Raw genomic sequence first — 764 nt, forward strand, 5'->3', positions numbered from 1 at the left:
GGCGCCGGCGCGGCCCCTCAGCCCCCACAGCGTCGCGCCGGCGCATCACCTTCAAACGCCCCGAGGGCCAAGCCTTCGGGGGCCGTAATCACCAAGAGGAGACGCCTATGCAAACCCCCGGACAAGCGGTCCTTCTCCGCATCTACACCGACGAAAACGCCCTGGTCGGCGACCGGTCCCTGATGGACGTCATCGTCCAGCGCGCGCAGGCCAATCGACTGGCCGGCGCCACGGTCCTGCGCGGCCGCAAGGGCTTTGGCGAGTCCGCGCGCATGCATGAGCCTCGGCCGCTGGACTTCAATGACAACCTGCCGGTGGTGATCGAGTTCGTCGACGAGGAAGCCCGCTTGCGCGAGTTCCTGACCAAGCTCGACGATCTCAAGGACATCGGCCTCGTCACCTTCGAGAAGGTCGAGGTGTTGCGTTACGGCGGCCATCACGTCGAGCCGCACCGGTAGGAGCGAGCGCCATGACCAGCAAGTCTGCGCATGCCCATGAAGGCCATGACCATGGCGATCAGGGCGACCACAAGCATGGCGACGGGGAGGGCGGCCATGGCCACGCCCATGGTGGGCTGTTTGGCGAGCGAACCGAACTCATCTTCGCCCTGCTGTGCGGCGCGACGCTGCTGGTCGGGTGGCTGATCAGCCTCAAGGCCGATGGGTGGATGCCGCTGGCCTTCTACTTGGCGGCCTACCTGTTCGGCGGCTGGTTCACCCTGACCGAGGCGATCGAAAACCTGCGCAAGCGCAAGTTCGAGATCG

At 66.1% G+C, this 764-nt stretch carries 1 protein-coding gene and 1 pseudogene; both read left to right on the plus strand.

Features of this window, described 5'->3' with window-relative positions; genetic code table 11:
• Window positions 1-107: 107 nt before the first annotated feature.
• Window positions 108-458, plus strand: coding sequence for a DUF190 domain-containing protein (locus tag AX690_RS05585; protein ID WP_066684438.1), 351 nt, complete (start codon window positions 108-110; stop codon window positions 456-458).
• 11 nt (window positions 459-469) lie between these two features.
• Window positions 470-764: pseudogene (locus AX690_RS05590) on the plus strand (heavy metal translocating P-type ATPase); the annotation flags it as partial.

It is taken from the genome of Caulobacter sp. CCH9-E1 (assembly GCF_001556515.1).
GTDB lineage: Bacteria > Pseudomonadota > Alphaproteobacteria > Caulobacterales > Caulobacteraceae > Caulobacter.